The 26815-nt window shown below is 48.8% G+C and carries 26 protein-coding genes and 1 tRNA gene; 23 read left to right on the forward strand and 4 right to left on the reverse strand.

The window, feature by feature from the left end; translation table 11 throughout:
- Positions 1-99 precede the first annotated feature (99 nt).
- The 16 genes from lepA to VK958_RS11645 all read left to right on the forward strand — a co-directional run bounded on the left by lepA (position 100) and on the right by VK958_RS11645 (position 15211).
- Positions 100-1893 (forward strand): translation elongation factor 4, encoded by a 1794-nt coding sequence (gene lepA, locus VK958_RS11570; protein WP_325241476.1) that lies wholly within the window; start codon positions 100-102, stop codon positions 1891-1893.
- A gap of 32 nt (positions 1894-1925) precedes the next feature.
- Positions 1926-2741 (forward strand): signal peptidase I, encoded by an 816-nt coding sequence (gene lepB, locus VK958_RS11575; protein WP_325241478.1) that lies wholly within the window; start codon positions 1926-1928, stop codon positions 2739-2741.
- 49 nt (positions 2742-2790) lie between these two features.
- On the forward strand, positions 2791-3168 hold the full coding sequence (locus VK958_RS11580; protein ID WP_325241480.1) for a DUF4845 domain-containing protein: 378 nt from the start codon (positions 2791-2793) through the stop codon (positions 3166-3168).
- A gap of 5 nt (positions 3169-3173) precedes the next feature.
- A complete protein-coding gene (rnc, locus tag VK958_RS11585; RefSeq protein WP_325241482.1) occupies positions 3174-3845 on the forward strand; it encodes a ribonuclease III in 672 nt (223 codons plus the stop codon).
- Entirely contained in the window at positions 3842-4747 is a 906-nt protein-coding gene (gene era / locus VK958_RS11590; protein ID WP_325241484.1) for a GTPase Era, read from the forward strand. The genes rnc and era overlap by 4 nt, the downstream gene beginning before the upstream one ends.
- Positions 4748-4769: 22 nt before the next feature.
- Positions 4770-5522 (forward strand): DNA repair protein RecO, encoded by a 753-nt coding sequence (recO, locus tag VK958_RS11595; RefSeq protein WP_325241486.1) that lies wholly within the window; start codon positions 4770-4772, stop codon positions 5520-5522.
- A 115-nt stretch (positions 5523-5637) separates the two neighbouring features.
- Positions 5638-6366, forward strand: a complete 729-nt coding sequence (pdxJ, locus tag VK958_RS11600) for a pyridoxine 5'-phosphate synthase (protein ID WP_325241488.1) — start codon at positions 5638-5640, stop codon at positions 6364-6366.
- A 110-nt stretch (positions 6367-6476) separates the two neighbouring features.
- Positions 6477-6866, forward strand: a complete 390-nt coding sequence (gene acpS, locus VK958_RS11605) for a holo-ACP synthase (RefSeq protein ID WP_325241490.1) — start codon at positions 6477-6479, stop codon at positions 6864-6866.
- The gene (locus VK958_RS11610) at positions 6863-7657 is read left to right on the forward strand and encodes a tRNA threonylcarbamoyladenosine dehydratase (RefSeq protein ID WP_325241492.1); all 795 of its coding nucleotides are present in this window, start codon (positions 6863-6865) and stop codon (positions 7655-7657) included. Before acpS ends, VK958_RS11610 begins: the two co-directional genes overlap by 4 nt.
- 266 nt (positions 7658-7923) lie before the next feature.
- Positions 7924-8901, forward strand: coding sequence for a class 1 fructose-bisphosphatase (locus tag VK958_RS11615; RefSeq protein WP_325241494.1), 978 nt, complete (start codon positions 7924-7926; stop codon positions 8899-8901).
- An 11-nt stretch (positions 8902-8912) separates the two neighbouring features.
- Entirely contained in the window at positions 8913-9947 is a 1035-nt protein-coding gene (gene fba / locus VK958_RS11620) for a class II fructose-bisphosphate aldolase (RefSeq protein ID WP_055827484.1), read from the forward strand.
- A 146-nt stretch (positions 9948-10093) separates the two neighbouring features.
- Positions 10094-10924: a triose-phosphate isomerase gene (gene tpiA, locus VK958_RS11625; protein WP_325241497.1), complete on the forward strand. Its 831-nt coding sequence runs from the start codon at positions 10094-10096 to the stop codon at positions 10922-10924.
- A 65-nt stretch (positions 10925-10989) separates the two neighbouring features.
- Positions 10990-11082: a DUF2256 domain-containing protein gene (locus VK958_RS11630; protein WP_325241499.1), complete on the forward strand. Its 93-nt coding sequence runs from the start codon at positions 10990-10992 to the stop codon at positions 11080-11082.
- The gene (locus tag VK958_RS11635) at positions 11079-12617 is read left to right on the forward strand and encodes a cryptochrome/photolyase family protein (protein ID WP_325241501.1); all 1539 of its coding nucleotides are present in this window, start codon (positions 11079-11081) and stop codon (positions 12615-12617) included. The genes VK958_RS11630 and VK958_RS11635 overlap by 4 nt, the downstream gene beginning before the upstream one ends.
- Positions 12618-12693: 76 nt before the next feature.
- A complete protein-coding gene (ppk1, locus tag VK958_RS11640) occupies positions 12694-14736 on the forward strand; it encodes a polyphosphate kinase 1 (protein WP_325241503.1) in 2043 nt (680 codons plus the stop codon).
- A 10-nt stretch (positions 14737-14746) separates the two neighbouring features.
- Positions 14747-15211, forward strand: a complete 465-nt coding sequence (locus VK958_RS11645) for a SixA phosphatase family protein (protein ID WP_325241505.1) — start codon at positions 14747-14749, stop codon at positions 15209-15211.
- 162 nt (positions 15212-15373) lie between these two features.
- Here the strand turns inward: VK958_RS11645 and VK958_RS11650 are convergent, their stop codons facing one another.
- A complete protein-coding gene (locus tag VK958_RS11650) occupies positions 15374-15871 on the reverse strand; it encodes a hypothetical protein (RefSeq protein ID WP_325241507.1) in 498 nt (165 codons plus the stop codon).
- 145 nt (positions 15872-16016) lie between these two features.
- Between VK958_RS11650 and VK958_RS11655 the strand changes: the two genes are divergently transcribed.
- Positions 16017-16637, forward strand: coding sequence for a ParA family protein (locus VK958_RS11655; protein WP_325241509.1), 621 nt, complete (start codon positions 16017-16019; stop codon positions 16635-16637).
- 43 nt (positions 16638-16680) lie between these two features.
- The gene (locus VK958_RS11660; RefSeq protein ID WP_325241511.1) at positions 16681-16926 is read left to right on the forward strand and encodes a hypothetical protein; all 246 of its coding nucleotides are present in this window, start codon (positions 16681-16683) and stop codon (positions 16924-16926) included.
- Positions 16927-16990: 64 nt separating this feature from the next.
- Here the strand turns inward: VK958_RS11660 and ppx are convergent, their stop codons facing one another.
- Entirely contained in the window at positions 16991-18469 is a 1479-nt protein-coding gene (ppx, locus tag VK958_RS11665; protein ID WP_325241513.1) for an exopolyphosphatase, read from the reverse strand.
- Between the two features lie 18 nt (positions 18470-18487).
- Positions 18488-18760 carry a hypothetical protein gene (locus VK958_RS11670; protein ID WP_325241515.1) on the reverse strand — a complete coding sequence of 91 codons (273 nt, stop codon included), beginning with the start codon at positions 18758-18760 and terminating at the stop codon, positions 18488-18490.
- Between the two features lie 175 nt (positions 18761-18935).
- Between VK958_RS11670 and VK958_RS11675 the strand changes: the two genes are divergently transcribed.
- Entirely contained in the window at positions 18936-19634 is a 699-nt protein-coding gene (locus VK958_RS11675; RefSeq protein ID WP_325241517.1) for a hypothetical protein, read from the forward strand.
- A gap of 251 nt (positions 19635-19885) precedes the next feature.
- On the opposite strand, the gene VK958_RS11680 is transcribed toward VK958_RS11675, so the two are convergent.
- On the reverse strand, positions 19886-20518 hold the full coding sequence (locus VK958_RS11680; RefSeq protein WP_325241519.1) for a diguanylate cyclase: 633 nt from the start codon (positions 20516-20518) through the stop codon (positions 19886-19888).
- Positions 20519-20772: 254 nt separating this feature from the next.
- On the opposite strand from VK958_RS11680, the gene htpG reads away from it, so the two are divergent.
- From htpG to VK958_RS11700, 4 genes are all read left to right on the forward strand, one after another.
- On the forward strand, positions 20773-22686 hold the full coding sequence (gene htpG / locus VK958_RS11685) for a molecular chaperone HtpG (RefSeq protein ID WP_325241521.1): 1914 nt from the start codon (positions 20773-20775) through the stop codon (positions 22684-22686).
- A 316-nt stretch (positions 22687-23002) separates the two neighbouring features.
- Complete coding sequence (locus tag VK958_RS11690) at positions 23003-25504, forward strand: glycogen/starch/alpha-glucan phosphorylase (RefSeq protein WP_325241523.1); 2502 nt, start codon at positions 23003-23005, stop codon at positions 25502-25504.
- A gap of 110 nt (positions 25505-25614) precedes the next feature.
- Positions 25615-26361, forward strand: coding sequence for a DUF4197 domain-containing protein (locus VK958_RS11695; protein WP_325241525.1), 747 nt, complete (start codon positions 25615-25617; stop codon positions 26359-26361).
- Between the two features lie 178 nt (positions 26362-26539).
- Positions 26540-26616 (forward strand) — tRNA-Met (locus tag VK958_RS11700).
- Positions 26617-26815: the final 199 nt, after the last annotated feature.

A 26815-nucleotide genomic window follows, 5' to 3' on the forward strand; every position in this document is an offset into this window, starting at 1 on the left:
AATAAATCCCTGATAAATAGGCGTTTGCTGTAAAATGCCAGCAAATTCGGAAAGGCGCGTAAAGCGCCTTTCTTGCTTGTAATCAACGTATAGCAGAACATGAAGAATATTCGTAATTTCTCGATTATTGCCCACATTGACCATGGCAAATCGACCCTGGCTGATCGTATCATTCAGTTGTGCGGTGGCCTGGAAGCGCGCGAAATGGAAGCGCAGGTCCTGGATAGCATGGACATCGAGCGTGAGCGCGGTATTACAATCAAAGCGCAAACAGCCGCCTTGCAATACAAAGCCAATAACGGCGAAACCTATTTCCTTAACCTGATCGATACGCCGGGTCATGTGGACTTCAGCTATGAGGTCAGCCGATCACTGTCCGCCTGTGAAGGCGCATTGCTGGTGGTAGATGCCTCGCAAGGCGTTGAAGCACAAAGCGTGGCCAATTGTTATACCGCCCTTGATTTGGGGGTGGAAGTGACGCCTGTCCTGAATAAGATTGACCTGCCTTCTGCTGACCCTGTACGCGTTTCACAGGAGATTGAGGATGTGATTGGCGTGGATGCCACCGATGCCGTCCGTTGTTCCGCCAAAACTGGTGAAGGTGTGCGCGATGTGCTGGAAGAAGTTGTCGCTAAGGTGCCACCTCCGGTGGGTGATGTTGATGCGCCGTTAAAGGCCTTGGTGATTGATGCCTGGTTCGATAACTATGTCGGTGTGGTGATGCTGGTGCGGGTGGTAGATGGCTCATTGCGTGCCAAAGAGAAAATCCGCCTGATGGCCACTGGCGCAGAGTATTTGTGTGAGCAAGTGGGTGTGTTTACCCCCAAGTCACTGCCGCGCCCTCAGTTGAGCGCTGGTGAAGTAGGCTTTATCATCGCCGGGATTAAAGAGCTGGCAGCTGCAAAAGTAGGCGATACCGTGACGATCGCTGGCAGGCAGGCAGCAGCACCTTTGCCTGGTTTCAAAGAAGTGAAGCCACAGGTATTCGCCGGATTGTATCCTGTGGAATCCAACCAGTTTGAAGGCCTGCGTACTGCGCTGGAAAAACTCAGCCTGAATGACTCCAGCTTACAATTTGAGCCGGAAAATTCGACAGCGCTAGGCTTCGGCTTCCGTTGTGGCTTTTTAGGGTTGCTGCATATGGAGATCGTACAAGAGCGTTTAGAGCGCGAGTACGATATGGACCTGATCACCACCGCACCTACCGTGATTTACGAGCTGTTGCTTAAAACCGGTGAAGTGGTGCAGATTGAAAATCCCTCCCGCTTGCCTGAACCTTCACGCATTGAAGAAATCCGTGAGCCCATGATTGTGGTCAATCTGCTGATGCCGCAAGACTATGTCGGGCCGGTGATGACCTTGTGTAATAACAAGCGTGGCATCCAGCGCAATATGCAATATATGGGTCGCCAGGTGATGCTGAGTTACGAAATGCCACTCAATGAAGTGGTGCTCGACTTCTTTGATAAACTGAAATCGGTTTCCCGGGGCTATGCCTCTATGGATTATGAGTTCCTTGAATTCCGCGCTGCCGATCTGGTGAAACTGGATATTATGGTGAATGGTGAGCGTGTCGATGCACTCAGCCTGATTGTGCATAGGGCCAATAGTATTTATCGCGGGCGTGAGTTGGTCTCTAAGATGCGTGAGTTGATTCCGCGCCAGATGTTTGATATCGCTATTCAAGCCTCTATTGGTGCGAATATCATTGCACGTGAAACAGTGAAGGCCATGCGTAAAAACGTGATTGCCAAGTGCTATGGCGGTGATATTACGCGTAAGCGCAAGTTGCTGGATAAACAAAAAGAAGGTAAAAAGCGCATGAAGCAGGTCGGCAATGTGGAGATTCCACAAGAAGCCTTCCTGGCGATTCTGCGCGTTGAAGATAAATAAACGGGAAACCCCGCTTTCTACAGGGAACGAGCATGTATTTTGCAATTTTTATGTTAGTGATTTTGCTGGTATCCGGCGTCATCTGGTTGCTGGATATCCTGATCTTGCGCAAAAAACGCCTGGCTGGTGCGCTAGGTGAGGTAGCTGACCCTTGGTATGTGGAATACAGCAAAAGCTTTTTCCCGGTCATCCTGCTGGTGTTTACCGTCCGTTCATTTATTGTAGAGCCGTTTAAAATTCCTTCCGGCTCCATGATGCCTACCTTGCTGGCTGGGGATTACATCTTGGTCAATAAATTCACTTATGGTTTGCGTGTACCTATTCTGAATAATGTTTTTTACCCGGTAGACAAGCCTAAACGTGGCGATGTATTCGTATTCCACTATCCGCCTGACCCTTCAATTGACTATATCAAGCGCGTAGTTGGTTTGCCTGGCGACAAGATTCAATACCGTGACAAACAGCTTACTATCAATGACAAAGTGATTAACCTGGATTTCATTGAGCCGTACAAGTATGCATTGAATGTCAACGACGAAAGCGGCAGTGCCCGCGCTGTGGATGTCACTGCTTCACGCCTGACGGAACAGCTGGGGGATGTCAAACATGATGTATTGATCCATGACATCATGAACCAATACAACCCGGGCAGCCTGGGTGACCGATTAATGCAAGGCGAAGCGATCACTGTGCCTGAAGGCCAGTACTATGCCATGGGTGATAACCGCGACAATAGTTCTGATAGCCGTGTCTGGGGCTTTGTTTCTGAGAAATATCTGGTGGGCAGGGCGTTTTTTATCTGGTTTAACTTTGACCAGTGGCGTCGTATCGGGCAAAGTATAGGTTAATGCCTGTTAGTCATCGTTTAGGCAAACGCAATTTGTGGGGAGATGGCACATGAAACGTTCCAAGATTTCAGCATGGACTTCAGCACGCGGGCAACATGGCTTAGGATTGCTTGGCTTCCTGCTGGTACTCACTGCAGTTGGCATCCTCGGCATGGTAGCGTTAAAAGCGTTGCCATCTTATTTGGAATATTTCTCGATTCAATCGACCGTCAACCGCATAGCGCATGACCCCATGCTGCAAAACGACGCGGATATCCGTGCTGCGTTTGACCGCCAGATGCATGTCGATATGATCAAAACTGTGCAAGGCCGCGACTTGAATATTGCCAGTGGCGTGGTGGGGGTGCGTTACCAAAAAACAATTCCCCTGACAGATACCATCAGTTTACTGATCGATTTTGATGCGGCCAGCAAAGCATCACAGTAGGTGAGATGAGCGCGCTTCCAGTTCTACAGACCCGCATTGGTTATAGCTTCACGCAGCCTGAGTTGCTGCAACAAGCACTCACACATCGCAGTTTTTCGGCCAGCAACAACGAGCGCCTGGAGTTTTTAGGCGATAGCGTACTAAACTTTATTATTGCTCACCAGCTATTCAATTTATTCCCGGACTTACCCGAGGGAGATCTCAGCCGTTTACGGGCGAAACTGGTCAAAGAAGCCAGCCTTGCAGAAATCGCGATCTCGCTTAATCTTGGCGACGCGCTTAAACTGGGTGAAGGTGAGTTGAAAAGCGCAGGCTGGCGCAGACCTTCTATTCTGGCAGATGCGCTGGAAGCGATCGTCGGTGCGGTCTACCTGGATGGTGGTTTTGCCGCTGCCGAGCAAGTGGTGGCATTTTTATACAGGGAAACACTGACCACTATCAATCCTAAAGCGATTGATAAAGACGCCAAATCGCAATTGCAGGAATACCTGCAAAGTAAAAAGATGGACTTGCCTGAGTATCAGGTATCGGCTATCGAAGGGGAGGCGCATGCCCAGACATTTACCGTGCAATGCTTTATCAAAAAACTAAACATCACTACCATGGGGGCAGGCACTAGCCGCCGCGTGGCAGAACAGCAGGCGGCCAAACTCGCCATGGAAAGAATTCAATCATGACAGAACAACACATAGACCCTACTGAAGATTTCCGTTGCGGCACCGTCGCGATCGTTGGTCGTCCTAACGTTGGCAAGTCGACATTACTCAATCATATTCTCGGACTGAAGTTAGCCATTACTTCCCGCAAGGCGCAAACCACGCGTCATCGCCTGCTAGGCATCCATACCACTGAAGATACGCAGTTCCTGTTTGTGGATACACCGGGCTTCCAGCAAAAACATATCAATGCCTTGAATAAAACATTGAATAAAACCGTGACACAAGTGTTGTCTGAGGTGGATGTCGTGTTGTTTGTCATTGAGCCAATGAAGCTGGGTGAAGCAGATGAGCTGGTCCTGAAACTGTTGCCTGAAAATAAACCTGTATTGCTGGTGGTGAACAAGGCAGATTTGATGGGTGATAAAGGTAATTTATTGCCGTTGATCCAGGATTTTGATTTGCTGTTTGATTTTGCCGGCATTATCCCGGTCAGTGCCAAAAAGAATCAGAATCTGGATGGCTTGCTGGATGCAGTGCGTGAGCATTTGCCAGAACAACCAGCGATATACGGTGAAGATGAACTGACCGATAAAAATGAGCGTTTCTTAGCTGCTGAACTGATCCGCGAGAAAATCTTTAGGTTGGTTGGCGATGAATTGCCTTACTCAATGACGGTAGAAATCGAAAAGTTTGAAACCGTCAAAAAACTTCGTCGCATTTTTGCCGTGATTATTGTCGATAAAGACAGTCAGAAACCAATGATCATTGGCAAGGGAGGTGAGAAACTCAAGCAAATCTCCACCGAAGCTCGGCAGGATATGGAAAAGCTGTTTGGCTCCAAAGTTTATCTGGAAACCTGGGTAAAAGTAAAAGGTGGCTGGGCGGATGATGAGCGGGCATTAAAAAGCCTGGGTTTTTAGTCGCCTTTATGGCAGTTAGCACATGGCTGTGAGCATCCCTACGGTTGGCGCGCACAAGCAATCGCAACAGCCTGTTTTTATTCTTCACACCTATCCGTTCAAGGAAACCAGTCTGGTGGTTGAAATGTTCAGCCGCGACTTCGGTCGGATTGCCGCGGTGGCAAAAGGTGCGCGCAGGCCGCTTTCAGCAATGCGCGGTATGCTGCAATCTTTCCAGCAATTGGCAGGTACCTGGTCTGGTAAAAATGAACTGAAAACTCTGCACAGCCTGGAATGGCTGACCGGGCTGACACTGCTCAAAGGCGATGCCCTCATGTGCGGGTTTTATATGAATGAATTATTGTTACGCTTGTTGCCACGTGATGATGCGCATGCGCAACTGTTTGAGTATTACGCCGAAACCGTACAAATACTTTCTACGCTTACACACGAAACCGGCAGCGGCCAACTGGCAGAAATCATGCGCCGGTTTGAACTGAAAATGTTGCAAGAGCTGGGTTATGCCGTGCCACTAACGCATGATGAAAATGGCGAAATTATTCATGCCGAAGAAACTTATCGCTTTGAAGCTGACTATGGCGCTTGTGCCTTAAACGTCACTAAGAATGGTGTGCTGATTCAAGGCCGGTCATTGCTCGATATGGCACGCGGAACCTACAGCAACACGACGACACAAGCGCAAAGCAAGCAATTGATGCGCTATTTGTTACAGCATTATCTGGGTGAAAAACCTTTGCATACCCGCCAGTTGTTGGTGGATCTGCAAGGGTTTTAAGCTTAATCTAATGTGAAATAAAAAAGTGTTAAATAGCCGGATTGTTTAGAGCATGCACTGGCTAAGTTTATAATTCAAAAAATGTGGCAGTCAGCCAAAGCAATCGAAAGAACATATGTTGAAATTAGGTGTGAATATTGACCATGTCGCCACAATTCGTCAGGCACGTGGCACCAGGTACCCGAGTGTAGTGCAGGCAGCGTTACGTGCTGAACAGTCTGGTGCGGACAGTATTACTTTGCATTTGCGTGAAGATAGACGCCATATGCAGGATGCCGATATTTTTGCTTTGCGGCCTTTGCTCCAGACCAAGATGAATCTTGAATGTGCGGTGACTGACGAAATGCTGGATATCGCGATCCAGGTCAAACCGCAGGATGTCTGCCTGGTGCCGGAACGTCGCGAAGAGCGTACCACCGAGGGCGGTTTAGACGTGCTCACGCACTACGCCAAGGTCGATCATGCGGTCAAGAAACTATCTGACCAGGGGATACGCGTGTCATTATTTATCGCCCCAGATCTGGCGCAGATCGATGCGGCGGTGAAAGTCGGTGCGCCAGTGATCGAAATCCACACTGGCACCTTTGCCGATGCGGAAACCGAAAAAACGCAAACTGAAGAATTACGCAGAGTAGAGGCTGCCCTGCATCATGCTAAAGCCGGTGGCCTGGTAGTCAATGCCGGGCATGGCCTGCATTATCACAATGTGCATCGCATCGCGCGTTTGCCGGGATTTGAAGAACTGAACATCGGCCACGCCATCGTCGCGCATGCCTTGTTTGTCGGCTGGGATAATGCAGTGCGCGAGATGAAAGCCTTGATGAAAGAATTTTCAGCCAGGTAATGTAGTCCAGTCATGTCTACAAAATGCAGTTAGTAAATAATACAAATGCGTCTGTGAAAGTATTTGGCGATGCCTGATATCAATGCAAAATTGTTTTGCGAGGTAGACCAATGATTTTTGGAATAGGGACTGATATTGTTGAGGTTGAGCGTATACAAGCCTCGCTGGATCAGTTTGGCGAGCCATTCGCCAGACGCATTCTGGCCGAGTCTGAATGGGCAGATTACCAGGCCAGCCAGTTGAAAGCGCGCTTTCTTGCCAAACGGTTTGCCGCCAAGGAAGCCTTTGCCAAAGCGATTGGAACCGGCATTCGCGGCGACGTCAGCTTTCATAATATTGCCGTTACTCACGACGCGCTGGGGAGACCTTTGCTGCAGTTGGCACCGACTTTGCAAGGCTTCCTCAAGCAACATCATATCCATCAGTCACACATCAGTATCAGCGACGAGAAAAACCTGGCGCTGGCTTATGTCGTGCTGGAAACCGTGAGCGGGAAGTGACGTCTACCCGTACGCTTGCTACTAAAGAAGATGAACGCCGTTTTTCCGGCGTGCGTCGTTTGTATGGTGAACAAGGTTTACAGCAATTGCAGGCTGCACACATAGTGGTGATAGGGCTGGGCGGAGTTGGTTCCTGGACGGTGGAAGCCCTGGCGCGCAATGCAGTCGGTAAGCTGACCCTGATCGATCTGGATAATATTGCAGAGTCGAACATCAACCGACAAATCCATGCGCTGGATGAGAATATAGGTAAAGCCAAAGTCACAGCCATGCATGAGCGAATCACACAGATCAATCCGGCCTGTGAGGTGGTTGAGATCGAAGACTTTATTTCAGCAGAAAATATGGCGGCTATGCTTGCAGCACGCCCGGACATCATCGTCGATTGCATGGATGATACCAAAGCGAAAATCGCGCTTGCGGCTTATTGTCATCAACAGCATTTGCCACTGATTGTGGTGGGCAGCGCTGGCGGCAAGCTGGATGCAACACGCATCCGGTTGATAGATCTGGCGCATGTGCATGGCGACCGTATGCTGGCAAAAATCCGTAACCAGTTAAGGCGGGATCATCATTTCCCCAAAGCCAGCGATAACAAAAAATCTGCCAAATTCGGAATCACTGCGGTGTATTCTGATGAGCCGGTGGAAAAACCTGCCCAAGCCTGTGATACCCAGGCAGGACTGACCGGCCTGAATTGCGCCGGGTATGGTTCCAGCATTTGTGTCACTGCCAGTTTCGGCTTTATCGCTGCACAGCATGCCCTGCAACGATTAGTGTTTTCGCATTAATCCGCTTTTCAATTCATTTTGCGCTTCACCGTTAGTTTGGCGTAAATTGACACACTACTGTTATAAGATTGTTGAACAATCTTTAAGATGTAACGTCTACCCAATAGAAAACAGCAAATAGCAAACAGGCACAGACATTGCATAGTTAAACTTCTGATTGGGGTTAGTGCAGGGGTTTACAGCCTGTCATCAGGATTTAAGATCGACTGAATGTCGGTTACAGTTTCGGTGAAAGTATCGCTAAAACCATAATAAAGGGTTCTGCCATGCAATTGGACGTATTTCTGAAACAGGTTTCACTGAACCATGCATTGAACATGCTGATATGGCATGCAGCCCAGGCAGGCATTGAGATTGCTGCGCTGGTCAAGCAGGGCGCATTACAAGGGGTGACGGAGAAAACCACCACCACCAATGTTCAGGGTGAAACCCAGATGCAGCTGGATATCCGTAGTCATGAAGTCGCTCTTGAACAATTTCGTGCGTCTGCTGTGGTAGCCGGTGTCGTCTCTGAAGAAACAGAAGAAGCGATTGTTTTTGAAACCGTGGATGCACCGTTTCTGGTCTGCATGGACCCGCTGGATGGTTCTTCCAACTTATCTATCAATGGCGTGGTTGGCAGTATTTTCTCCATATTACCGAATACCGGCGTCGCAACCCAGGGCGAGCAGGCTTTTCTACAACCAGGACAGGCACAACGGGCTGCGCTGTACATTATGTATGGGCCAGCGACTTTAATGGTATTGACGCTAGGCCAGGGCACACACGTGTTTACGCTTGATCATGAAAATGACAACTTTGTGCTTACCCAGCAAACGGTCGAAATTCCGGCTGAGACTTCCGAATTCGCCATCAACGCCAGCAATCAACGTTACTGGCAGCCAGCAGTGAAGCGTTATATAGATGAATGTTTACAAGGCGCAGATGGCGAACGCGGCCGTGATTTCAATATGCGCTGGTGCGCCAGTATGGTGATGGATGTGCATCGCATCCTGGCGCGTGGTGGTGTGTTCTTATATCCAAGCGATAACAAACAGCCGATCAAGGCCGGGCGTTTAAGATTATTGTATGAAGCCAACCCGATGAGCCTGCTAGTGGCACAGGCGGGCGGTGAAAGCATCGCTGGCCTGGAAGATGTCCTCGCCATACAACCCACGTCCTGCCACCAACGGGTCCCGGTTTTACTGGGGTCCAAAAAAGAAATCCAGCGCTTGCGTGAATATCACCAGCAAGCCACTGAATAAAGGAGTTTTGCATGGCATTGATTTCCCTCAGGCAGTTACTCGATCACGCTGCCGAAAATAGTTACGGCTATCCCGCTTTCAATATTAATAACATGGAGCAGATTATCTCCATTATGAAAGCCGCTGACGAAGTAAACAGTGCGGTGATTTTGCAGGCTTCGGCTGGGGCACGTGGCTATGCTGGCGAGTCATTCTTGCGCAAGATGGTCGAAGCAGCCATCGAACAATTCCCGCATATTCCAGTATGTATGCACCAGGACCACGGTACTTCTCCCAAAATTTGCCAGATGGCGATCCGTAGTGGCTTCTCCAGCGTGATGATGGATGGATCGTTAAAAGAAGATCATAAAACGCCGGCCAGTTATGAATACAACATGGATGTGACGCGGCGCGTGGTAGAGTTTGCCCATGCAGTGGGTGTCTCGGTAGAAGGCGAATTAGGTGTACTGGGATCACTTGAAACCGGCATGGCGGGCGAAGAGGATGGTGTGGGCGCCGAAGGAAAACTGGATGAATCCCAGCTGTTGACCGACCCGGATGAAGCAGCCGCGTTTGTTGAAGCGACCAAGGTCGATGCACTGGCAATTGCGATTGGTACCAGCCACGGCGCTTACAAATTCACTCGTCCACCATCAGCCGACACTTTATCCATTAAACGTATCCAGGAAATTCACGCCAAAATTCCTAATACGCATCTGGTCATGCATGGTTCTTCAAGTGTGCCGCAAGAGTTTCTTGAACGGATACGGCACTATGGCGGTAACATCAAGGAAACCTATGGGGTGCCGGTTTCACAAATCGTGGAAGGCATCAAGAGCGGGGTGCGCAAAGTCAATATTGATACGGATATCCGCCTCGCAATGACAGCAGCCATTCGCGAATATTTTGTCGAACATCCGGAAGAGTTTGATCCAAGAGGGTATTTTAAGGAGGCAACCAACGCAGCACAACAGCTGTGTAAGGAGCGCTTTGAAGCCTTTGGCAGTGCAGGCCAGGCAGGTAAAATCAAAGTGGTTTCCCTGGAAAAAATGGCCGCCATTTATTAAATGATTGAACGGTTGTTGGGTAAAGCTGCCATAGATGATAACGTTGCCACCTAACTGGCACCCGAAAACATCATCCAACTTACCCGCTTGCTCTTAAAGAAAAAATATAATCCTAATCAAGGGGGCATGATAGAAAGGTTGTCATCATGCGCAAAAAATTAGTTGTCGGTAACTGGAAGCTGCACGGCAGCTTGCTGGAAAATCAAGGCCTGCTCAACAGGCTTAAACAAGAACTGCATCATCTTGAAGGTGTTGATGCGGCTGTGTGCCTGCCCTATGTTTACTTATATCAGGCGCAGTCTGCTTTACAAGGCTCCGCGATTGCCTGGGGCGCACAAAATGTCAGCCAATTTACTGAAGGCGCTTTTACCTCCTGCATCTCGGCAAAAATGGTCGCCGAATTTGGTTGCACTTATACCATCGTCGGTCATTCTGAACGTCGCGCGTTAAAGCTGGAAAGTAATCAGGTAGCCACCAAACGCCTGCTTAATGCTTTGCATGCTGGACTTACCCCTATTTTCTGTGTCGGTGAAACGCTTGATGAGCGCGACGGCGGCATGGCCGAGTTAATTGTGCGTAACCAGATGCTGAATGTCGTGTATGGCCTGGACGACAATGCATTTGCGCTGGCAAAAAAATTGAATATGGTGATTGCCTATGAGCCGGTGTGGGCGATCGGTACCGGCGAACATGCCACGCCGGAACAGGCACAGCGCATGCACGCCTTCATCCGCATGATGATTGCCGAACGTGACCGGGAGTTTGCTGAACAGATACGTATTTTGTACGGTGGCAGTATGGGGCCTAAAAATGCCGAGAGCCTGTTGCTGATGCCGGATATCGATGGGGGCCTGCTGGGACGTGCGGCCTTGGTCGCAGAAGATTTTGTGGATATCTGCAAAACCGCCAGTCGTTGTTACCAGCAAAAACAAGCGTTACAGGAATCAAGCAGGTCTGCGCCAGTCTATGTGGCATGACCTCCACGTTCAAAGGCAACAAAAGTCACTTACCCAGTAAACCCTGCCAGCAATGCGGCAGGGAAATGACCTGGCGTAAATCCTGGTTAAATAACTGGAACTCCGTTAAATTCTGTTCCGAGCGTTGCCGTCGGCAAGCAAAATTGACAGCGGCATGAGAAACCTTGTCATCATCTTGGGGGACCAGCTCACACTGGATAATCCCGCCCTGCAAGAATTTGATCCATCCCAGGATCATATTGTGATGGCAGAAGTCATGCAGGAAAGTACGCACGTGTGGTCGCATCGGCAACGGATAACTTTGTTTTTGTCCGCCATGCGCCACTTTGCCGAAGCTTTGCAAGCAAAGCATTTCCCGCTTACCTATTTCAAGCTCGAATCACACGATTACCCGGACCTGGCTGCGGTGTGGCGAGCCATGTTGAAGCAGCATCAGCCGGCTGGTTTGCGAGTGTGCGAGCCGGGCGATTGGCGTGTATTTGAGGCATTACAGACCACAGCCAAGAAACATGATATAGCGCTGGACGTTCTTCAGGACACGCATTATATGTGCAGTATTCCGCAGTTCCAGCGCTGGGCAGAGGGGCAAAAAGGCAATTCTTTGCGTATGGAAAATTTTTACCGTGGCATGCGCAAGAAATATAACGTGTTGATGAAAGGTGACGCACCAGCCGGCGGTGATTGGAACTATGACAAGCAAAACCGGGAACATTTAGGTAAAGAAGGTCCGCAAGATTTAAAGCCATCGCCAAGGTTTGCACCCGACGCGCTCACTCAATCGGTCATCGCACTAGTCAAAAAACGTTTTCCCGAACATCCCGGCAAACTTGATGAGTTTCCATGGCCGGTGAAACGTGCGCAGGCACTTAAACTGCTCTCGCATTTTATAGCAGAAAAATTACCGCAGTTTGGCACTTACCAAGACGCCATGTGGCAAGACAGCCCTTACTTATGGCATTCACTGCTGGCCTCGGCGCTGAATCTTAAGTTATTGAATCCGCGAGAAGTCATCGCTGCTGCCCAGCTGGCTTATCAGCAAGGTCTTGCGTCCCTTGCCAGCGTTGAGGGCTTTGTCAGGCAGATACTGGGTTGGCGAGAATTTGTCCGTGGTGTCTATTGGCTGGAAATGCCGGCATTAAAGTCAGCCAACTATTTCAAGCATGAACGTGATTTGCCAGCATGGTTTTGGACCGGGCAAACCCAGATGCAATGCCTGTCGCAATGTATAGGCCAAACCCTGGAAACCGGATATGCGCACCATATCCAGCGCTTGATGGTGATAGGCTTGTTTTCAACTTTGGCTGAATTGTCACCACAGCAGGTCGCAGACTGGTTTTTGGCTGTCTATGTAGATGCTGTGGAGTGGGTGGAGCTGCCGAATGTGGCGGGCATGGCGTTGTATGCCAACGGTGGCAGATTCACCAGCAAGCCTTATGTCGCCAGTGGCGCGTATATCCAGCGCATGAGCAATTATTGCCAAAACTGCCGCTATGATCCGAAACTGAAAACCGGTGAGGCTGCGTGCCCGTTCACTACTTTGTATTGGGCATTTTTAATCAAGCATGAAACATTGCTGGCCGGTAATCAACGCACCCGCCTGATGGTGCAACATCTAGGAAAAATGACGGCCAGCGAACAATCTGCAATCAAGGCATTTGCCGGGCAACGGTTGAAGCAGACAGAGCAGTTGTAACTGCCTCTTTTTTCGATTCATATGATTTCATAAAACTGTCATAAATGGCTGACCGCCAAGCGCTACAATAGTCGACATGAAAAATAACCCCTCTGTTCTACTAGACCGAGACCTCAGTATCCTCAGTTTTAATGCGCGCGTACTATCCCTGGCGCAACGCGAAGATTACCCCCTGTTGGAACGACTACGCTTTTTATGCATCGTCTCCAATAACCTGGATGAATTTTTTGAAGTGCGCATGCCTTTGCAAATGGAAGCGCACCAGCAAGGCGTGACGCATGGCCCGGTCACCGCCAGTGGTTGCGAACAAATTGCCAGCATGGCACATGCGCTGGTAGCAAAACAATATGAGTTATTTAACGATGCATTGATGCCAGCGCTGGCTGAGCAAGCGATACACCTGGTTTCCGGCAACGTGCGCACCCCCGAGCAAATGAGTTGGGTGACCAATTACTTCAAACGTGAAGTGTTGCCATTCCTGATGCCGGTGTCTCTCGATCCGTCGCATCCTTTCCCCCAGGTCGCTAATAAATCACTTAATTTCATTGTCCGCATTGAGATAGATAAAGAAGAAAAAATTGCCATCGTGCGCGTGCCCCGCGTAGTGCCGCGCCTGCTGCAACTGCCTAATAACATTAGTAAAGGCCAGCAGTGTTTTGTGTCGCTGACCAGTATTATTCGCTCGAACTTGCATGTGCTGTTTGCCGGGGCAAAAATCCTGCACTTCTCGCAGTTCCGTGTCACCCGCAACAGTGACCTTGAAGTCGATGAGGATGATGTTAGCAATTTGCGCATGGCTTTGCGTGAAGAGCTTGCACATCGCCAATACGGTAAAGCAGTGCGCCTGGAAGTCACGCATGAGTGTGACGATGCGCTGGCTGAGTTCCTGCTCAAACAGTTTAACTTGCCGGCACTTGCGCTCTATCGCGTGAATGGGCCGGTCAATTTGGGCCGCCTGATACAGTTGCCGGACATGGCAAAAGGCGACCATCTCAAATTCACTTCTTTCCAGCCGCAATGGCCTAAACACATCAATAAGAATATTTTATTGCTGGCGCAAATGCGCGAGCGCGATTTACTGATACACCAGCCTTACGAAAGTTTTGATGTAGTGATCCAGCTGCTGGAAGAAGCGGTCAAAGATGAGCATGTGCTGGCTATCCGCATGACTATTTACCGCACCGGCGCGGATCCCCGCATGCTGTCATTGTTGCAGGAAGCGGTACGTCGCGGTAAAGAAGTGCTGGTAGTGGTTGAGCTCAAAGCCCGTTTCGATGAAGAAGCCAATATCAACTGGGCAGAAGCGCTGGAAGCCGTAGGCGCGCAGGTGGTGTATGGCGTGGTCGGCCTTAAAACCCATGCCAAGATGTTATTGATCATGCGTCGCGAAGGGAAAAGCATCCATCGCTACGGGCATTTGTCGACCGGAAACTACAATCCCAAAACCACACGTTTGTATACCGACTGGAGCATGCTGACCGCAAACCCTGACTTGACCAAAGAAATGGAAGCCCTGTTCCGTCATTTGACTAGCGAGTTGCCATTACCTCGCATGCGACATTTGCTGGTGGCGCCATTTACTTTGCACTCAGGCATGATCAAACAATTGGGTAAAGCGCAACGCCTGGCAAAGCAAGGCAAGCCGGCACGCGTCATCGCCAAAATGAATGCGCTGACCGATATTCCATTGACCGAAGCCCTGATCAAAGCCGCTGCTGCTGGTGTGGAAATTGACCTGATTATCCGTGGCGCCTGCATACTGCCGGTAGATTTGCCAGCGATCAAAGGCCGCATCCGTGTCAGGTCTATCGTCGGGCGCCTGCTGGAGCATTCCCGTGTGTTTTATTTCAACCTGGACGGGCAGGTGCACATGTGGCTTTCTAGCGCCGATTGGATGAGCCGCAATATGATACGCCGTGTCGAGCTGGCGTGGCCTATCACTGACCCTAAAATGCAGCTGCGCATTATGCAGGAAGGGTTGCAGTTATACCTCGATGACAATCTCGATGCTTGGGAGTTGACTGAGCAGGGTGTGTATAAAGCCGTGCGCGAATCAGCAGGCGATGTGCCATTGCAGTCCTGCCAGCAGATATTGTTAAAACAATATCATTCATTATAGGATCTGCGAGATGGCGGTACGTAACCTGATTTTATGGCGTCATGCAGAAGCGGAAGACTTGCTCCATGGTCATTCTGACCTTGAGCGTGCCCTGACAAAAAAAGGCCACAAGCAGGCAAAACAAATGGCGGCTTGGCTGAAGAAATACCTGCCTAAACAAACCTATGCCTTGGTCAGTCCGGCATTGCGGACACAGGAAACCGTCGCTTATTGGGGTGAGGGTTGGCAAGAGGAAAACCGCCTCGCTCCTGAGCGGCCTTTGCAGCCTATTGTGCAATTGCTTGAGCAGAGCCCGTTTGAGCATATCATGCTGGTCGGGCATCAGCCTTGGATAGGTGAGTTAGCCGCCCAATGTCTGGGTATGGAAGATACACAACTGAGTATTAAAAAAGGCGCTATCTGGTGGTTACGGTTGCCGAAGTCCGGCCCGCCTTACAAACTCTACAGTGTGCAGTCGCCAGACTTGGTGGAATAACCAGTCGTTGTCTACCAGGTTTATGGTTGGTGCACGTCGACTTGGCTCAAGGTGATTGTTTTTTCGTAAACGTAAAACTGAAAGAGGTAGCTCAATATATCTGTTGAGCTACCTCTTCAATCCAAACTTGATTCGATTTTTAAAAATCAAATCATTAAGAAGTTATTTCTTTGGCCTGCCAGTTTTAATGGTAGGAACTGTCGCCAATGCTGCTTTCAGTTTTGTGTCATCAAGGCCAGACAGCAGTTTCAGACCAGCGCGTAATAGCTCACTTTTCTTCACTGCTTTGCCAGCGCCTTCCAGACGTTTCTTCAATGCCGCAATTTGAGCATATTCGTCTTTAGGCATGGTAAAGCTATCGCGTTCCATTTTGACTTTAGGCGCTTTAGGTTTCTCAGCTGCTACAGTTTTACTGCCCGCTGATGCTGGGTTGCTTGCCACTTTTGCCAGTGGTTTTTGAGCGGCTGGCGCTGCTTTTTTAGGAGCTGTTGCTGCCGGTTTTGTAGCCACTTTAGCGGTCGGTTTGGAAGCTGGTTTAGCTGCAGAAACAGCCGTTGCAGATTTGGCAATTGCTGGTTTGATCGTGTTGCCTGATGCAGGGGTTTTCGCTGCGACTGGCTTGCTTGTCGCCGTAGGTTTGGCTGCCGGTTTAGTGGCCATGTTGATCTCCTGTTTATTTTTGCGTAAAAACAGTTTATACCGTTTTCATTTTGCGTCAATTGTCATAAAAATTTCATATTGTTGTGGTGTCATAGAGTCTGTATTTCATGACAAAATTCAACACCTTCAAACGGGGAGCATTGAGATGCGCAGGGTATTGGTGGCAAATACCAAAGGCGGCAGTGGTAAAACAACGCTCGCCACCAATCTTGCTGGATATCTGGCGCAATTGGGGCACAAGGTTGTGCTGGAAGATATTGATCGCCAGCAATCGTCAGCTTCCTGGCTGGCACGCCGTCCAAAGCATGTAGCGACTGTTTTCAATGCCGAAGACCTCGGCAAATCCGCTTTGCAAAAAGCAGGCTGGGTGATTACCGATTCTCCCGGTGGTTTGCGCGACAAGAAAATTTCTGATGCGGTGACCGAGACCGATTTAATACTGGTCCCGATCGCCCCTTCCGCTTTTGATATTGGCGCCACCCAGGATTTCCTGAGTTTGCTGGCCGAAGAAAAAGCCGTGCGCAAGCACAAGACATTTGTCGGCCTCGTGGGCATTCGCGTAATGCCGCGTACCAAATCTGCCGAGCGGTTACTGACCTTTATGGATGAATCGGGTTTCGCCGTCTTGTCCATGTTGCGATCGTCCCAGATATACGTCACCGCGGCTGAAGAAGGATTAAGTATTTTTGAATTGTCTGGGTCTCTGAAAGAGATAGACATCGCACAGTGGAATCCGGTTACCGACTGGGTTTTGCAAAACAGTTAGCCATGCCTGGTGACAGGCTGAGTACTAAGACAAAGGGAGCAATATGAAAGACAAGTTAAATCCAGACTACCTGGAAAGAGTCCAGCAACTAAGCCCGGCAGAGGCTGAGCGTGTATTGTCGCGTATGGGTGGGAAATTGCCAAAGCGGTTTATCAAAGAAAAACTGACTCAGGAAGAAGCGCTGGCTTTGCAACTTGAAATTGAAGATGAACAATTGAACGAGTGGCGCGATAAGGTTGCCAAGTTGCGTGAAGAAGATGAAAAACAATCTAAAAAGAAAAAAGATTAATCTGCGGTATATTTAATAAATACAGGTAATTTTGCACAAAAAAACGGGCCTCTTAGGCCCGTTTTTAATCATATTGCGCTTCAAGCTGCCAGCCGAGTTTTTGCCATAACTGGCACTCTTCTTCTAGCAGGTAATGCGTTTGCGGGTGCTGACTGACCCATTGTGTAGTCAGTACTAACGTAAACTGCTGCTTTTCATGCACTAGCTGCAAATGCTTTAACCCTGGTAATCGGCGGGAATGGCAGAAGATTACCGCTAGCCGCAATGCCATCAACTGGCAAACCAGGTCCTGGTTATCGAAATCTGCCGGCAATTTACGCAGCTTACCCTGATGCCCCAGTACCAGCAGGCTGATTGTATGTAACTCACTCTGGGCAAAGCCCATCAGCTCGGTATTATCTAATATATAAGCGCCATGTTTGTTACAGTCGGTATGGGAAATGGCCCAGCCAATTTCATGGCACAGCGCCGCCCATTGGAGCAGAGGCTTTTGCGTGTCACAAGCTTGCATCGCATCATAAAAATGCAGAGCCACTTTGCTGACATTCTGCCCATGCTCCAACTCCACCCCAAATTGTTTGCATAACCGGGCAATCGAGGCCGAACGCAAATCTTCAGTGGCATCGGACGGGCTTAAAATGTCGTAGAGCACGCCGTGGCGCAGCGCGCCGTTAGCCACCATCATGCTGTCGATATTCAGCGTGTCAAATACGGCTGTCAAAATCGCAAGGCCGCCACCGATCACTGCACGTCTGTCATCCTTCAAGCCTTCCATATTCAGGCGATCAGGCGTTTTGGCTTTGATCAGCGTTTGCTTTAACCACTCCAGCTGGCTACGTTCGATTTTTTCAGCAGAGAATCCTGAGCCAGCCAGCACATCGGCCACGGCACCCACCGTGCCCGAGGCACCGTACGCGACCTGCCAGTTTCCGTTGTAGCGGCTGGCAATCATATCAATGATGGATTCGGCTGCGATTTCCGCACGTTCAAAATTGCGTTCACTTAGCAGGCCATCCGCAAAATATTTTTGTGACCAGCCGACTGAGCCCAGCCGCAACGATTCAGTGACATTGGCCTTGAAATGCTGGCCGAGGATAAATTCTGTCGAGCGGCCGCCAATATCAATGACCAGGCGTTTCTCATCCGATTGCGGCAGCATACGGCTGACTCCCTGGTAAATCAGGCGCGCCTCTTCCACTCCGGAAATGATCTCTATCGGGTAACCCAGTACTTTCTGTGCCTGCTTGATAAAATCCGCGCTATTGGTGGCTTCCCTTAGCGTTTGCGTCGCAACCGCACGCACATGTTCAGCAGGGAAACCCTTTAAACGCTCACCAAACCGCGCCAGGCATTTCAGCCCGCGTTCGATTGCTTCAGGCTTCAGGTTACGATCTTCATCCAGATCGCCTCCCTGGCGTACCGCCTCTTTTAAATAATCCACGCGCAGAATCTGCCCGTCGACCACACGGCCAATTTCAAGCCGGAAACTGTTGGAGCCCAGGTCTACAGCTGCGAGTTGGGTGTCTTGGGTAATAGTTAGCATGCGATACCACTGAAGAAATTACTTTATATAACGGGAAATGACCTTGGGATATTCAGGAAAATAGCGCTCAATCACACTTAAATCAAAACTTCTCAAAATACTGGTATTCGATTCGCGATCGAGTAAAAAATTGAACGAAGCCGCCACTAGTTCGGTGATAGTATTCGGCGTGCTTAATAGCTGTTCTGCATAATCCGGTTTAACACTGACTTGATGCGTGGTGATGTGTGCCCCGTGAACCGTCACTGAAAAAGAGTATGGACTCGTTTCGGTCACCTCGATATTTGCCATCATTGCCTCCGTCATGATTTGTCTCGGTGGACAAGTCTTGCAAACAGTATAAATCGTTATATTGGCATAGGCCAGTGAAACTAATGTGACGCAAAAGTAATATGAAAAACGCATGCATGAAAACAGACGATTTCATCAAACTGTCACGGCTCGAAAATATAATAAAACCCAAAAAATGCAAAAAAATATCCTCATCTATATAGCCCTGATATTAGCGCTGTGCTTGCCACTCAGTGGTTATGCAGCACGCCCGTTGGTCACCGATGACGCGCGCCTCACCAATGCTCATAGTTGCCAATTGGAGAGCTGGGTGCGTGCTTATGAAGGTGGACGGGAAGCATGGGCGTTGCCCGCTTGTAATTTAGGTGAAAACTTTGAGATCACATTCGGTGGCGGTGTTTACCATAATCAAGACGAGAACTATCGTACCGAAGACTGGATACTGCAATTCAAAACCTTGTTCAAGCCCCTGGAAACCAATGGCTGGGGTTGGGGTTTGGCGGCGGGTCATGTCAAGCACACGGATATCCAGCCGGGCCCCAATCAACTGGGCAATACTTATTTTTATGTGCCGGTATCTTTTTCGCTAAGCGATGATGATGTGATCGTGCATTTGAATATCGGGATGTTGCGTGACAAGCAGGCATCTGAACTTAAAGCCAATATGGGCTTGGGCGCGGAGTTTAAGCTAGGAGGGGCGTTTAAAGGCATTGCGGAAGTGTTCGGCGATAATTCACAGAATCCATTTTATCAGCTGGGGGTACGTTATTCGCTGGTGCCGGAGGTGTTCCAGATTGATGGAACGATTGGGCAGCAGGTGAATGGGGATAATGAGAGCCAATGGTTGTCGATTGGGTTGAGATGGACACCGTAGTGGCTGATTTTGCTAAAGCGGTAGCGTGCTACACCAATTCGTCATTCCGAAGTAGGCCGCAATCCAGGCCAGGTTCATGTTCAGCTTAGTTACAATAGAGAACAAGGGTCGCACTTACTGAAGATTTTAATTGGTATTTCTTTGGGAGTTAACCATTCCTTTTCGCCTGCAGGCGAAAACAATCTTACAATTAATAAGCGTTAACCCTTAGTGAAAAGCAAATTCCAACGCAACCGGCCACTAGACAAAACCTATTTCAACAAAATAATCCTGTTAACCTGTCCCAACCGAAATGCGGTGGTACTCATTATCCCTCCCTTCAACGCCAAAGGTCGTATCGGGCATGGCGGGATTCGCCGACCATCCTCCAGCAACGTATCATCCTCCGCCGTCGATTGCCAGACACCGCCATTCACAGGCCTGAATTGCCAGCGGATATACCCAACTTTGGCACCCAGCTGTAACATTTCATCCCGGTCCGGGGCTTCACTTACGAGCAAATCGCTTTCCAGTTCTTCATCATATTTGCCGAACGCCTGTTTACATGCCAGTGCTTCCTGGTCACTTGCACCAATATAGGTGCAGGCACGATGCTCTTCGCGTTGCACGTCCCAGGCACCTAATTGCCATGCAGCATCCAGCACGGCTTCTTCCACCATTTCCGGTTGCCGCCATCGATCATTGATCTGCAAGGCTGAGCCTGGCACTGGTTGAAGTATCGGTTTTAGCATAGGCAAGGCTGCCGTTGGCTGTTTGCGGAACCCATGCCAATGCAGCATTAACAATAAGGGGGTATCCGCTCGGGGTACAGCGGTCAGGGTGACTGCGGTGAGCGGCAACTGCATGACCTGCATTTGCTCAATTAAAGTGTGAAAAATATTCATGATCCACTCCTTGTTACTGACATTGCCTTTTGCTAAAACTCTAGCAAGAAGTATGCTGGCAGGCGATTTTTAAATCGCCAAGCAAGCCTATGAAACGGTCATTCAGCTTGCGAATATGAAACACAGGCATATGTTTTAATCGTCAGTTAACCTTTTGATTTATTCCGACAGCTATTTCCCCTCTTGAAAAACGGTTTTCTTTTCCCCATCTAAACAAAAATTTTTGTGTAACCACGTTATTTGGAGAAACCGTTATGACGACAGCGACAGCAGAATCGCCTTCTAAACAAACCATGGGCTTTCAGGCCGAGGTTAAACAGTTGCTGCAGTTGATGATTCACTCACTGTATAGCAACAAAGAAATCGTATTGCGTGAATTAATCTCTAACGCTTCTGATGCAGCAGACAAACTGCGCTTCGAAGCAATCTCGAATGGCAGCCTGTACGAAAACGACAGTGAATTAAAGATCAATGTTTCGTTTAATAAAGACGCACGCACGCTGACCATTTCTGACAATGGCATTGGCATGCGCCGCGAAGAGGTGATCAATAACATCGGTACGATTGCCAAATCCGGTACTAAAGAATTTTTCCAGAACCTGACTGGCGACCAGGCCAAAGATGCCAATCTGATTGGTCAATTCGGGGTTGGGTTTTACTCCAGTTTTATCATCGCTGACAAAGTCACGCTGATTACTCGTCGCGCTGGCGAAACTGAAGCGATCAAATGGGAATCAGGTGGTGAAGGCGATTTCACGATTGAAGCAACTGAAAAAGCAGGGCGTGGCACCGAAGTTATCCTGCATCTTCGCGAAGGTGAAGAGGTGTTCCTGAATGACTGGAAACTGAAAACCATCGTCCGCAAATATTCTGACCATATCACTTTGCCTATTGTGATGAAAAAATCCGAATGGAAAGATGGCGAGAATGGCGAAGGCGGGCAGATGGTAGCTACCGATGAGGATGAAACCATCAACAAAGCGTCAGCGTTGTGGGCGCGTAGCAAAAGCGACATCACTGAAGAGGAATACAACGAGTTTTACAAGCACGTTTCGCATGATTATGAGAACCCGCTGGCCTATACGCACAGCCGCGTAGAGGGCAAGCAGGAGTATATTTCGCTGTTATATGTGCCGGGTAAGGCGCCGTTTGACTTGTATGACCGCGAGCGCCGCCAGGGGATCAAACTGTATGTGAAGCGTGTATTCATTATGGAGGATGCAGAAAAGCTGATGCCTCAATACCTGCGTTTTGTGCGTGGCGTGATTGATTCTGCAGATCTGCCATTGAACGTTTCGCGTGAAATCTTGCAGGACAGTCGTGATGTGGAAGCCATCAAAAATGGCTCGGTGAAAAAAGTATTAAGCCTGTTGGAAGACATCGCAGAAAATAAACCCGAAGACTACAACAAGTTCTGGAACGAGTTTGGCCGCGTGCTGAAAGAAGGCCCAGGCGAAGATGTTGCCAATAAGGACAAGATTGCCGGCTTACTGCGTTTTGCTTCTACCCATGCCGATAGTGAAACGCAGAATGTGTCACTTAAAGATTATATTGGCCGCATGAAAGCTGAGCAGGAAGTGATTTATTACATCACTGCCGATACATTTGCCGCTGCCAAAAATTCTCCGCATCTCGAAATCTTCCGCAAAAAAGGCATTGAGGTATTGTTGATGTCAGACAAGGTTGATGAATGGTTGCTGGGCAGCCTGACCGAGTTTGAAGGGAAAAAGCTGCAATCGATCGCCAAAGGTGACCTGGATCTGGGTAAGCTGGAAGATGAGGCCGATAAAGAGGCCCAAAAGCAGGTTGAAGAAAATGCTAAAGACCTGGTAGAGCGTATCAAGACTGCGCTTGGTGACACGGTGAAAGAAGTCAAAGTGACGCATCGCCTCACCGATTCGCCAGCCTGCCTGGTGGCGGGTGAGCATGATCTTTCAGGCAACCTGGCACGTATCCTCAAAGCGGCCGGTCAGCAAGCGCCAGAGAGTAAGCCTATTCTGGAAGTCAACCCGGCGCACAGACTCGTTGAGAAACTCAAAGCAGAAACCGATGACGCGAGATTCGCCGATTACGCACATGTGCTGTTTGACCAGGCATTATTAGCTGAAGGTGGTCAGTTGGAAGACCCGGCCAGTTTTGTGAAACGTATGAACAGCCTGATTTTGTAATGACTATATCAATCTGAATCAGCATTGAATATAAAGCCCGCGTAAGCGGGTTTTATATTTTTAAATCTTAATATAAACAATTCCAAATAATGAGGTTTGGTTTTTCCAACAGTAAACCTTTGATTTTCCTCATGGCATCCGGAGCGTAAAAGTACTGCTAGTCATCAAAATTGTATTTATCGTAATTTATAATAAAAGCCATGGCACCTTCGCGGTGGCTTTTTGTCATAAAGCGCAATAGCCACTGACAGGCTTGTTTTTTGCTTTTTAAATCTAGACAATCACATCCGTTATTGTTTATTCGAGGGGAAGATGCATGGCCACCAATGCCAAATCCACACATAGCAAGACCAAAAAAAAAGAAACTATCCATAACGCCGAAGAATTTTTGCTTGAACAATTACCGATACCACAGGCGCTACGCAATCATTTAACCTTCTCAATAGGCAAGTCTGACTCCTGGGCTACTACCCGTGACTGGTATCAAACCGCTGCCTTTACCGTGCGTGATCACCTGATGAGCCGCTGGGTGACCACGCGGGATGCTTATCGGGATGCGAATACCAAACGGGTTTATTATCTCTCACTGGAGTTTTTGATCGGGCGCATGCTCTCAAATGCGGCACTAAATCTGGGCGTTGCACCGGAATTAAGCGATGGTTTGCAAGAAATCGGCCAGCAAATGGAAGGTGTGGCCGAGATGGAGCCGGATGCTGCACTCGGTAACGGCGGTTTGGGCAGGCTGGCTGCATGTTTCGTGGACTCGATGGCCACCATGGACATTCCCGCTACCGGGTATGGCATACGCTATGATTATGGCATGTTCAGGCAAAGTATTGAGGGTGGTCAGCAGGTGGAAAACCCTGACAACTGGTTGCGCTACCAGAATATCTGGGAGGTGCAGCGACCTGAGCATACTTGCGAAGTGAAGTTTTATGGCCGCGTTGTGCAGGTACATACCGAGCGTGGCAATGAGCGGCATTGGATAGATACCGCCAGCGTAGTGGCCATGCCGTATGATGTCCCTGTGCCGGGTTATGGCACACAAACGGTTAATAATCTACGTTTGTGGTCTGCTAAAGCCGCTAAAGAGTTTGATCTGACATCGTTTAATCAGGGTAACTACGATAAATCTGTCGAAGGCCGTCATGGGGCGGAGACCATTTCTCAGGTTCTATATCCTAATGACGCGTCTGAATCTGGTAAAGAGTTACGCTTAAAACAGCAATACTTTTTTGTATCTGCCTCTACGCAGGATATCCTGCACCGGTTTATCACGCACAATCCGGATTGGGAAACCTTGCCGCAAAAAATCGCTATCCAGTTAAACGATACACATCCTGCAATTGCAGTGGCTGAAATGATGTATCAACTGATAGATCTTTATCATCTGCCATGGGAAAAAGCGTGGAATCTGGTCACACAAATATTCGCCTACACCAACCATACCCTGATGCCGGAAGCACTTGAAACCTGGTCAGTGGATTTGTTTTCATCACTGTTGCCACGTCACCTGGAAATCATTTATGAAATCAACCACCGCTTCCTGCAAATGGTGAACCAGCATTTCCCCGGCGATAGCGATTTGCTCAGCCGTGTTTCTATTATTGATGAGGGCAATGGCCGCCGCGTTCGCATGGCGCATTTGGCCGTGGTCGGCAGCCATACCGTCAATGGTGTCGCTGCGTTACATAGCGAGTTATTGAAAACCACCTTATTTGCCGACTTCAATAGAATCTATCCTGGCAAATTTACCAATGTGACCAACGGCATTACACCGCGCCGCTGGCTCAACCAATGTAATCCTTTGCTGACTGAGCTGTTAATCAAGCATATAGGTACCGGTTTCCAGAAAGACCTTAGCCTGATTAAAAAAATTGAGCCTTTTGCCGATGATGCCGCTTTCAGGAAAGCTTTCCGCGAAGTAAAGGTCGCCAATAAGCAACGGCTTGCATACAAAATACTGCAGAAAACCGGCGTTGCCATTAATCCGCAGGCGATTTTTGACGTGCAGATCAAGCGGATTCATGAATACAAACGTCAGTTATTGAACGTGCTGCATGTGATTACTTTGTATAACCGCATCCGCAATGGCCAGGGACACAACCAGACACCGCGCGTGGTGATTTTTGCCGGTAAAGCAGCACCGGGTTACTGGCTGGCCAAGCTAATCATCCGCTTAATTAATGATGTCGCGACGCTTATTAATAATGATCCGGTAGTGGGCGATCAGCTGAAAGTGGTCTTCTATCCAAACTATGAAGTGAGCGCCGCAGAGATCCTCTTCCCTGGTGCGGACTTATCTGAGCAGATTTCCACCGCTGGTACTGAAGCCAGCGGCACCGGTAATATGAAAATGGCGCTGAATGGTGCGCTGACCATAGGTACGCTGGATGGTGCCAATGTCGAAATTAAAGAGGAGGTAGGTGACGAGAATATCTTTATTTTCGGTTTGACTACACCCGAAGTGGCTCAGATTAAAGCGAATGGTTATAACCCATGGGATTATTACAACGGCAATCCTGAGCTCAAGCAGGTCATCGACATGATAGGAAACGGATTCTTTTCAGTCGGTGAACGTGGCCGCTATCAGGCGATTGTGGAAACCTTATTGCAAAAAGGAGACCATTACTTATTGCTGGCAGATTACTCGGCTTATGTCGAGGCACAGGATAAAGTGGCCGCCTTGTATCAGGATGAAGATGCATGGTCACGCGTGGCGATTTTGAATGTAGCGCGGATGGCGAAATTCTCCAGTGACCGTACCATAGGCGAATATGCAAATCGTATCTGGAAGGTTGAGCAGTTTAAAGCCTGATTCTTTCGTGTAGCCTCCTAATAAGTAGCGCTTCAACAAAGCAAGTCTTTATGGACTTGCTTTGTGCTTTATGGGTACACTAGAACTAGCCTTTTGGACGGAGAGACATAATGAAAAAAACAGCATGCATATTATTATTCGGCTTGATGATTGCTAACGCGCAGGCGCTTGACCTCAAAGGCTTAGGCGATGTTGTCAATAAAGTAAGGGGCAGTTCCACAACGGGCAACGATGCCGCTGTTAGCAATTTAAGTGACAAAGAGACAAACGATGGTCTCAAGCTGGCTCTTAACCAGGGTGTAACTAAAGCCGTGGATGTGCTTGGTGCAACAGATGGCTTCCTCGGTAATAAAGAAGTGAAGATTCCGTTGCCTGATTCATTGAAGAAAATAGAAAAAGGCATGCGCATGGTCGGCATGGGAGATCGGGCGGATGATCTTGTGCTAAAAATGAACCGAGCCGCTGAGCAAGCGGTGCCAGAAGCCAAGACACTATTGGTTAACTCCATCAAGCAAATGAGTCTGGCAGACGTGAAGGGTATACTTACCGGCCCGCAAGATGCGGCAACACAATATTTCAAAAAAACCACTTCCACTGACATGGCTGCAAAATTTCTGCCTATCGTGCAAAAGGCGACTGCCAACGTGCAATTGGCCGACACTTATAATAAATATGCGGAAATGGGCAGCCAATTTGGTGTAGTGAAAAAGGAAAACGCCAACATCAATCAATATGTCACCCAGAAAGCACTGGATGGTGTTTATTTAATGGTGGCGAAAGAGGAAGCCGCTATTCGACAGGACCCAATGGGTCAAGCGAGTAACTTACTCAAAAAAGTATTCGGTGCTGCCAAGTAGTTGTATTCAGGCTGCTGCCTAAAAAACGCTGCTCTCGAGCGGCGTTTTTTATTTCTTGATGCGTTATTGTTTATACATCTGTCTGTAACAATTTTATGATTTTATGTTGACATGTCGTTTGATTCCTTGCTATAGTCTCACCTCTCGACGCAACACAAGTTTTACTGGTCGATTCGGACGCGGGATGGAGCAGTCTGGCAGCTCGTCGGGCTCATAACCCGAAGGTCACAGGTTCAAATCCTGTTCCCGCAACCAAGCAAATTAATTCGTTTTATATTGAAATAAATTTCCTGCTTGACCGATGCAAATTGCGCTGTATAATGCGCACCTCGTTGACGCAAAGCGTTGATGTTGAAGGCCCTGGTGGCCCTGTTCTTTAAAAATTAGGATGACTGATAAGTGTGGGTGTTTGTAGTTGGGTGAAGCGCATTTAATGCGTAGAAGCCTCAGAAAA

Source organism: Methylophilus sp., from assembly GCF_035460085.1.
In the GTDB taxonomy this organism is placed as follows: domain Bacteria; phylum Pseudomonadota; class Gammaproteobacteria; order Burkholderiales; family Methylophilaceae; genus Methylophilus.

What these genes read in the sequence shown, in the direction of transcription:
- lepA (WP_325241476.1), top strand. Translation starts at nt 100, where the DNA reads ATGAAGAATATTCGTAATTTCTCGATTATTGCCCACATTGACCATGGC.
- lepB (WP_325241478.1), top strand. Translation starts at nt 1,926, where the DNA reads ATGTATTTTGCAATTTTTATGTTAGTGATTTTGCTGGTATCCGGCGTC.
- VK958_RS11580 (WP_325241480.1), top strand. Translation starts at nt 2,791, where the DNA reads ATGAAACGTTCCAAGATTTCAGCATGGACTTCAGCACGCGGGCAACAT.
- rnc (WP_325241482.1), top strand. Translation starts at nt 3,174, where the DNA reads ATGAGCGCGCTTCCAGTTCTACAGACCCGCATTGGTTATAGCTTCACG.
- era (WP_325241484.1), top strand. Translation starts at nt 3,842, where the DNA reads ATGACAGAACAACACATAGACCCTACTGAAGATTTCCGTTGCGGCACC.
- recO (WP_325241486.1), top strand. Translation starts at nt 4,770, where the DNA reads ATGGCTGTGAGCATCCCTACGGTTGGCGCGCACAAGCAATCGCAACAG.
- pdxJ (WP_325241488.1), top strand. Translation starts at nt 5,638, where the DNA reads ATGTTGAAATTAGGTGTGAATATTGACCATGTCGCCACAATTCGTCAG.
- acpS (WP_325241490.1), top strand. Translation starts at nt 6,477, where the DNA reads ATGATTTTTGGAATAGGGACTGATATTGTTGAGGTTGAGCGTATACAA.
- VK958_RS11615 (WP_325241494.1), top strand. Translation starts at nt 7,924, where the DNA reads ATGCAATTGGACGTATTTCTGAAACAGGTTTCACTGAACCATGCATTG.
- fba (WP_055827484.1), top strand. Translation starts at nt 8,913, where the DNA reads ATGGCATTGATTTCCCTCAGGCAGTTACTCGATCACGCTGCCGAAAAT.
- tpiA (WP_325241497.1), top strand. Translation starts at nt 10,094, where the DNA reads ATGCGCAAAAAATTAGTTGTCGGTAACTGGAAGCTGCACGGCAGCTTG.
- VK958_RS11630 (WP_325241499.1), top strand. Translation starts at nt 10,990, where the DNA reads ATGACCTGGCGTAAATCCTGGTTAAATAACTGGAACTCCGTTAAATTC.
- VK958_RS11635 (WP_325241501.1), top strand. Translation starts at nt 11,079, where the DNA reads ATGAGAAACCTTGTCATCATCTTGGGGGACCAGCTCACACTGGATAAT.
- ppk1 (WP_325241503.1), top strand. Translation starts at nt 12,694, where the DNA reads ATGAAAAATAACCCCTCTGTTCTACTAGACCGAGACCTCAGTATCCTC.
- VK958_RS11645 (WP_325241505.1), top strand. Translation starts at nt 14,747, where the DNA reads ATGGCGGTACGTAACCTGATTTTATGGCGTCATGCAGAAGCGGAAGAC.
- VK958_RS11650 (WP_325241507.1), bottom strand. Translation starts at nt 15,871, where the DNA reads ATGGCCACTAAACCGGCAGCCAAACCTACGGCGACAAGCAAGCCAGTC.
- VK958_RS11655 (WP_325241509.1), top strand. Translation starts at nt 16,017, where the DNA reads ATGCGCAGGGTATTGGTGGCAAATACCAAAGGCGGCAGTGGTAAAACA.
- VK958_RS11660 (WP_325241511.1), top strand. Translation starts at nt 16,681, where the DNA reads ATGAAAGACAAGTTAAATCCAGACTACCTGGAAAGAGTCCAGCAACTA.
- ppx (WP_325241513.1), bottom strand. Translation starts at nt 18,469, where the DNA reads ATGCTAACTATTACCCAAGACACCCAACTCGCAGCTGTAGACCTGGGC.
- VK958_RS11670 (WP_325241515.1), bottom strand. Translation starts at nt 18,760, where the DNA reads ATGGCAAATATCGAGGTGACCGAAACGAGTCCATACTCTTTTTCAGTG.
- VK958_RS11675 (WP_325241517.1), top strand. Translation starts at nt 18,936, where the DNA reads ATGCAAAAAAATATCCTCATCTATATAGCCCTGATATTAGCGCTGTGC.
- VK958_RS11680 (WP_325241519.1), bottom strand. Translation starts at nt 20,518, where the DNA reads ATGAATATTTTTCACACTTTAATTGAGCAAATGCAGGTCATGCAGTTG.
- htpG (WP_325241521.1), top strand. Translation starts at nt 20,773, where the DNA reads ATGACGACAGCGACAGCAGAATCGCCTTCTAAACAAACCATGGGCTTT.
- VK958_RS11690 (WP_325241523.1), top strand. Translation starts at nt 23,003, where the DNA reads ATGGCCACCAATGCCAAATCCACACATAGCAAGACCAAAAAAAAAGAA.
- VK958_RS11695 (WP_325241525.1), top strand. Translation starts at nt 25,615, where the DNA reads ATGAAAAAAACAGCATGCATATTATTATTCGGCTTGATGATTGCTAAC.